The organism is Thermoflexus sp. (assembly GCF_042408365.1).
Lineage (GTDB): Bacteria > Chloroflexota > Anaerolineae > Thermoflexales > Thermoflexaceae > Thermoflexus.
Map to the genome: position 1 here is coordinate 20,736 of NZ_JBHOQJ010000073.1, position 6,291 is coordinate 27,026.

General features: G+C 65.4%; 6 protein-coding genes. 5 read left to right on the top strand and 1 reads right to left on the bottom strand.

Annotated features, from left to right (window positions below; all coding sequences use genetic code 11):
- Positions 1-77: 77 nt before the first annotated feature.
- Positions 78-761 (top strand): response regulator, encoded by a 684-nt coding sequence (locus ACFMO5_RS03265; protein ID WP_376791336.1) that lies wholly within the window; start codon positions 78-80, stop codon positions 759-761.
- Positions 761-2,176 carry a sensor histidine kinase gene (locus ACFMO5_RS03270; protein ID WP_376791337.1) on the top strand — a complete coding sequence of 472 codons (1,416 nt, stop codon included), beginning with the start codon at positions 761-763 and terminating at the stop codon, positions 2,174-2,176. The genes ACFMO5_RS03265 and ACFMO5_RS03270 overlap by 1 nt, the downstream gene beginning before the upstream one ends.
- Before the next feature lie 22 nt (positions 2,177-2,198).
- Here ACFMO5_RS03270 and ACFMO5_RS03275 read toward each other — a convergent pair whose 3' ends face one another.
- A complete protein-coding gene (locus tag ACFMO5_RS03275; RefSeq protein ID WP_376791338.1) occupies positions 2,199-2,765 on the bottom strand; it encodes a hypothetical protein in 567 nt (188 codons plus the stop codon).
- Positions 2,766-3,532: 767 nt separating this feature from the next.
- Between ACFMO5_RS03275 and pheA the strand changes: the two genes are divergently transcribed.
- From pheA to ACFMO5_RS03290, 3 genes are all read left to right on the top strand, one after another.
- Positions 3,533-4,807 (top strand): prephenate dehydratase, encoded by a 1,275-nt coding sequence (gene pheA, locus ACFMO5_RS03280; protein WP_376791339.1) that lies wholly within the window; start codon positions 3,533-3,535, stop codon positions 4,805-4,807.
- On the top strand, positions 4,804-5,835 hold the full coding sequence (aroF, locus tag ACFMO5_RS03285) for a 3-deoxy-7-phosphoheptulonate synthase (RefSeq protein WP_376791340.1): 1,032 nt from the start codon (positions 4,804-4,806) through the stop codon (positions 5,833-5,835). The genes pheA and aroF overlap by 4 nt, the downstream gene beginning before the upstream one ends.
- Before the next feature lie 259 nt (positions 5,836-6,094).
- Positions 6,095-6,291, top strand: a 197-nt coding sequence (locus ACFMO5_RS03290) for an NAD(P)-binding domain-containing protein (RefSeq protein WP_376791341.1), incomplete at its 3' end; no start/stop codon positions are given.

Sequence of the window (6,291 nt, forward strand, 5' to 3'; positions counted from 1 at the left end):
GCATCAGGGATGGGGATAGGGGCGGACCACGAAGCCCCTATCCCCCTTCGCTCAGTCCTGAGGGGGGAGCCGGAGCGGTGAAGACGATTTTGCTCGTCGAGGATGAGCCCCGGATGCGCCAGGTGGTCCGGGCATACCTGGAGCAGGCCGGGTTCCGGGTGATCGCGGTGGGGGATGGCCCATCGGCGCTCCACGCCTTCCGTCGGGAGCAGCCGGATTTGATCGTTCTGGATTTGATGTTGCCGGGCATGGATGGGTTTGAGGTCTGTCGGACCATCCGCCGCGAGTCGGGGGTTCCCATCATCATTCTGACGGCGCGCATCGAGGAGGAGGATCGAGTGGTGGGCCTGGAGCTGGGGGCGGATGACTATATCACGAAGCCCTTCAGCCCGCGGGAGCTGGTGGCGCGGGTGCGTGCGGTCTTAAGGCGGGCTCAGGGCGAGGTGGCCCCGCCGGCCCTCATCCGGGTCGGCGATCTCACCATCGACCTGGAGCGGCGGGAGGTGCGGGTGGGGGATCGGGAGGTGCGCCTGACGCCGACCGAGTTCGAGTTGCTGGCCACGATGGCCCGCCATCCCGGCCGTGTTTTCACCCGCCTGCAGCTGCTGGAGCGGATCCAGGGGGTGGCGTACGAGGGGTACGAGCGAACCGTCGACGCCCACATCAAGAACCTTCGCCAGAAGATCGAGCCGGATCCGAGGAATCCGCAGTATGTGCTCACGGTCTATGGGGTCGGTTACAAGCTTCGGGAGGCCGATTGATGGGAAGCCTGTGGGCGAAGCTGAGTCTGGCCTTTGCCGGCGTGGTGATCCTGAGCCTGCTCGTCACGGCCTCGTTGATCGGCGTGGTCACCGCCGGGGAGTTCCGGGTCTACGTGGTCCAGGGGAACCGACGCTGGGCGGAGGCGCTGGCCCCCGCTTTTGCGAATTACTACCTCCAGAACGGGAAATGGGAGGGCGTGGAATCCCTGCTGGATCCATCCGACCTCATGATGCCCGGGATGGGCCCCATGCACCGCCGCATGGGGATGGGTGGGGTCGCCATGTGGCGGATGATGGGCCATCGCCTCATCCTGGCGGACGAGACCGGTCGGGTCCGGCTGGATTCGGAGGGAACCCTGATCGGTACCCTTCTGTCGGAGGCGGTTCGGGAGGAAGGCGCCCCCATCCGTGTGGGGGATCGAACCGTTGGGTGGCTGGTGGTGGGCGATGTGGAAAGCCCAGCGAATCCCTCCGCGCGATTTCTGGGGGAGGTGTGGCGGGCGATCGGGTGGAGCACGTTGCTTGGGATCGCTCTAGCCTTGGGGGTGGGCACGTTGGTTTTCTCCCGTCTGGCACGGCCGCTGCGGGCGCTTCAACAGGCTTCCCGACGGATCGCCGCCGGCGACCTGGAGGCACGGATCCCGGCTCAGGCGGCTGGAGAGCTGGGGGAGGTGGCTCAGGCGTTCAACCGCATGGCGGACGCGTTGGCCCGAGCGGAGCAGCAGCGACGCCAGATGCTGGCCGACATCGCCCATGAGTTGCGCACCCCGCTAGGGATCCTCCAAGGCCATCTGGAAGCGCTGATGGATGGCGTCCTCCCGTTGGAGCTAGAGCAGATCGCCCAGATCCATGATGAGGTCCGCCATCTGGCCCGCCTGGTGGAAGATCTGCGTTTGTTGACCCTGGCCGAGGCGGGGCAACTGCGGCTGGACCGGGAGCCGGTGGATTTAAAGCGTCTGATCGAGGAAGCCGTCGATGGCATCGCTTTTCAAGCTATGGAGAAGGGGGTTGAGCTGGAGGTTCGGTTGCCGGAAGCGTTGCCCCCGATCCTGGCGGATCCGATTCGTCTTCGGCAGGTGCTGATGAACCTGCTCACCAACGCCATCCGGTATACGCCTCCGGACGGGCGGATCTCGGTGGAAGCTCGGGATCTGGGGGATGCGGTTCAAGTCAGCGTGCGGGATACGGGCGTGGGGATCGCCCCCGAGGACCTGCCCCATGTGTTCGATCGCTTCTACCGGGCCGAGAAATCCCGGGCGCGGGCGGACGGTGGCTCCGGATTGGGGTTGGCCATCGCCAAGCATCTGGTGGAAGCCCACGGGGGGCGGATCGGGGTGGAAAGCGCGCCCGGGCAGGGGGCCCATTTCTTCTTCACACTTCCTTATTCCCCCTCGAAGCCGAGGCAGGCAGGATAGCCTTCCGCATCCAGCCCTCCGGTTACGGAATCCCTAGTGGTTTCTGGTCCGCTGGCAGCACCCAGATCACAAAGCGGATCCGATGGGGCCCCGCCACCCCCTCCACCTCCCAACAGCCGGGGGTCGGGAAGGTCAGGCTGCTGGCTTGATAAGGGAAGTTTCGATAGCCATCGGGGATATCGATCTCAGCCGGTGGGCTGGTCCCATCCAGGCGCCGGGCACGAACCTGAAGCGGGAGCCCCGTCCCCTTGGCCCATAAGACCTTGTGGCCGGTTGCGGCGTACCACTTCCCCTTAAAGGTTCGATGGAGCCCAGCCCACAGGGTGCCTTCCGGGTTGCGATACCAAGTATCGGTGAAAGCGGCAGTGTTGGGGTGCGAGGGGCGATCGCTGGCGAAGGGGGTCACCGGACAATCCGCTGCTGAGGAAGAGCTGGCCGGAGGCGCCGGGAGGGCCGTTGCTGCGGCCGTCGCCGGAGGCGCTGGAGTGGTGGGCGGTGGGGTTAGGCTCGTCGGTCGGCTTCCCCCAACCGTACACGCAACAAGCCCCAAAGCAACCAGATATAGCCATACAGCGAGATAACGGGCCATCGGATTCCCTCCTCCATCGGACCGGAAGACGGTCGGGTGAAAGGAGGTACGGCGGCTAATCTGTTCCCGCATCACCTCAGCTATCTTCTTCGCTGACATAGTCCCCTCGGATCTTCTCCCGCCATTAACCACTCCCTGGGGTCCAACCGGGATACGGACCGCAGAACACCGTAGCGCGGCCCCCGCCATTGGCTACCCGGAAGCACCACTGGCAGGATCGAAGAAGCGACGGCGGAAGGCCCGGCGGAGGATCCGCCAGGGGCTGATGAAGGGTGCGATGCGATCCGCAGGGGATTCGGCCCACTATTAATATTTATGATGAGGCACCCCGACAAAATCATCAAGGGCGTGACTTCAGACAAGGCGCTGGAGGGCTGTCCGGGGACACCAGTGGAGGGCCCTCGAGAACCACGGATGGTCGCATGGGGAGGCAACCCTTCCGGGGATCCCGACCCGCCGGAAAGCGGTGGGGACGGATTGCCCAAGGAGGCGTCCGAACTCGTATCGGAAGGTCAGCTCGATCGGACTTGACAAATTCGCCCAGGTCTGTATAATGTAGAGCCAAATCCAGGAGAACAGAGGTTTCCGGCAATGCAGGTTGGGCATTTCGCGAGCGCCCTCCACGCTTACTGGCGGTATTACTTTTATTACTTTGCCGCGCGTCCGGCGGGGCCGCTCGCGTATGCCACCTGATTGTTGTTTAGATTCTGTGATCTTATCCATCGGCGCGGAGCGGCTCCCCAGAGCCCCCGCGCCGATGGTTTTTTATGGGGGAACGCATGCTGTACGGCCTGCGCGGTGCGGTGACCGCGGAAGCCAACACCCCAGAGGCGATCGCCTCAGCGACCCGTCAGCTGTTGGAGGCGATCATCCAGGCCAACCGGCTGGCCCCGGAGGAAATCGTGGCTGCCTGGTTCACGACCACCCCGGATCTGACGGCGGCGTTCCCGGCTGCGGCCGCCCGGGAGATGGGATGGACCCACGTGCCGATGCTGTGCGCCCAGGAAATCCCCGTCCCGGATGCGCTCCCTCGCTGTATCCGCGTTCTGCTCCTGGTCCATCCTCAGCGCCCCTTCCGGCCTGTTCCCGTTTATTTGGGAGAGGCACGGCAACTTCGCCCGGATCTTCCCAACGGATTGGACGTGGAGGCGGTTTCGGAACCGGATCCTCCGGAGGCGGTCCCCCCGCGCCCACCCCGGGTGGCCTTCCAGGGGGAACCGGGGGCTTATTCCCACGAAGCCGCGCTGCGTTGTTTGGGGCCAGAGCTGGAGCTGCTCCCGTGCCGCACCTTCGCCGAGGTCGCACGGGCGGTGGAGTCCGGCCGGGCCGATTTCGGGATCCTCCCGGTGGAGAACTCCACGGCTGGCTCGATCAACGCGGTCTACGATCTGTTGCTGGATCGGGACCTCCGGATCTGGGGGGAGATGATCTTGCGCGTGCGTCATTGCCTGTTGGCCCCGCCCGGGACGAGCCTCGCGGACATCCGGGCGGTGCGCTCGCACCCGCAGGCCCTGGAGCAGTGCGCGCGCTTTATTGAGCGGCACGGCTGGAAGGCCCTGGCCGCCCCAGACACAGCCGGCAGCGCCCGGATGCTGGCGGAACGCCCGGAGCCGGGGGTGGCGGCCATCGCCGGCCGCCTGGCCGCGGAGCGCTACGGTCTGGCGATCCTCGCGGAAGGCATCGAGGACGACCCCGAGAACGCCACCCGCTTCTTCATCGTCAGCACCCGGGAGCCGCCCCGAGCGGAGCGCAACAAGACCTCCATTGTGTTCAGCACCCGACACGTCCCCGGCGCGCTGCACGCTTGCCTGGGGGAGTTCGCGTCCCGCGGGATCAATCTCACCAAGCTGGAATCCCGCCCCCGGCGCGGCCGCCCTTGGGAATATGTGTTCTACGTGGACTTCGAAGGCCATTGGCAGGATCCTCCGTGCCGAGAGGCGCTTCTGGGGCTTCTGCAACGGGCCTCTTTCGTCAAACTCCTGGGCTCTTATCCTGCTGGGGCAGGGGGAAGCTTGGCATCTGAGGAAGGAGGGGAGCAATGATTGTAGAATGCGCCACGGATGTGGATCCCCGTATGATCCAACGACTGGTGGAGCATCTTCAGGCCCGAGGTAAGTCCGTTCACTGGGTTCACGGCCCCCAGCCGGTGTTGGTCTGCCCCGACGAAGGCGACCTGGATCTCCACGAGCTCCAGGCTTGGCCGGGGGTCCGGCGGGTGATCCCCATCCGCCACGCCTTCCAACTGGCGGCCCGGGATTACCGGCCCGAGGGAACCCAAATCCGGGTGGGGGGGGTCCTCATCGGGGGCGAGGAGCCGGTCTTGATCGCTGGCCCGTGCGCGATCGAGTCGCGGTCTCAGCTACTGGAGACGGCCCACGCGGTGCGGGAGGCGGGAGCTCACATGTTGCGGGCGGGGGCCTTCAAGCCGCGCACTTCCCCTTATTCCTTCCAGGGGTTAGGGTTCGAGGGGCTGGAGTTGTTGGCCGAGGCCCGGGCGGAGACCGGTCTCCCGGTGGTGACCGAGGTGATGTCTCCAGAGGAGGTCCCCATCGTCGCCGAGGTCGCCGATGTGTTACAGATCGGCGCGCGCAATATGCAAAACTTCAGCTTGCTGAAAGCGGCCGGCCGTCAGCCGAAGCCGGTGCTTCTCAAGCGAGGGATGGGCGCCACGATCGAGGAGTGGCTGTTGGCGGCGGAATACATCATGGTCTACGGGAATTTCAACGTGATCCTGTGCGAGCGGGGGATCCGCACCTTTGAGCGGATGACCCGGAACACGGTGGATATCAACGCGGTGCCGGTGGTCAAGCGGCTCAGTCACCTGCCGGTGCTGGTGGACCCCAGCCACGGCACCGGGGAGGCGGCCTATGTGATCCCCATCGCCCGGGCTGCTATCGCCGCCGGGGCGGACGGTCTGCTCACAGAGGTCCACGTGCGCCCGGAGGAAGCGTGGTCGGACGGCCGTCAGTCGCTCACCCCGGAGGCCTTCGCCCGCATGGTTCGCGAGGTGCGGGCGGTGGCCCAGGCCTTGCGCATGGTGCAGTGTTCACAAAAATCAAACGGGCGCTAAAGCGCCCTACTACGAACAGGGCTTTGTTCGTAGTAGGGCACTTCAGTGCCCGTTCGATGCGTCAGACTCCGAATAGGCCTCCGTTCACTGAATCGCGTGCGAAACGCTCTCGCCGTCATCCAATGTTAGGAGGAGCCGAACGATCTGGGCTATGGAGAAGGAGAGAAAAGGACATCAGCCTTTTCACTGAATACTCCAAAAGGATGGGCGCTTTTGCGCCCGACGGCGAACGTTACTCGGAACAGCGTGGAGCTCTGGGATGGAAAGCTTTCGATGGGGGATCATCGGCCTTGGGCTGATCGGCGGCTCGATCGCCCGCCGGTTGGCGCAGCAGGGTTTCCTGGTGCTGGGGGCGGATCGCGATCCAGCCGCACGGGCGGAGGCATCGGCGTCCGGCGTCTTCGAAGCCCTGCTGGATCCCCCGGCGTTGGTCGCCGCGGCCGACGGGGTGATACT

Excerpts from the sequence above, each read along its gene's own strand:
- aroF (WP_376791340.1), top strand. The coding sequence starts at position 4,804 with ATGATTGTAGAATGCGCCACGGATGTGGATCCCCGTATGATCCAACGA.
- ACFMO5_RS03275 (WP_376791338.1), bottom strand. The coding sequence starts at position 2,765 with ATGGCCCGTTATCTCGCTGTATGGCTATATCTGGTTGCTTTGGGGCTT.
- ACFMO5_RS03270 (WP_376791337.1), top strand. The coding sequence starts at position 761 with ATGGGAAGCCTGTGGGCGAAGCTGAGTCTGGCCTTTGCCGGCGTGGTG.
- pheA (WP_376791339.1), top strand. The coding sequence starts at position 3,533 with ATGGGGGAACGCATGCTGTACGGCCTGCGCGGTGCGGTGACCGCGGAA.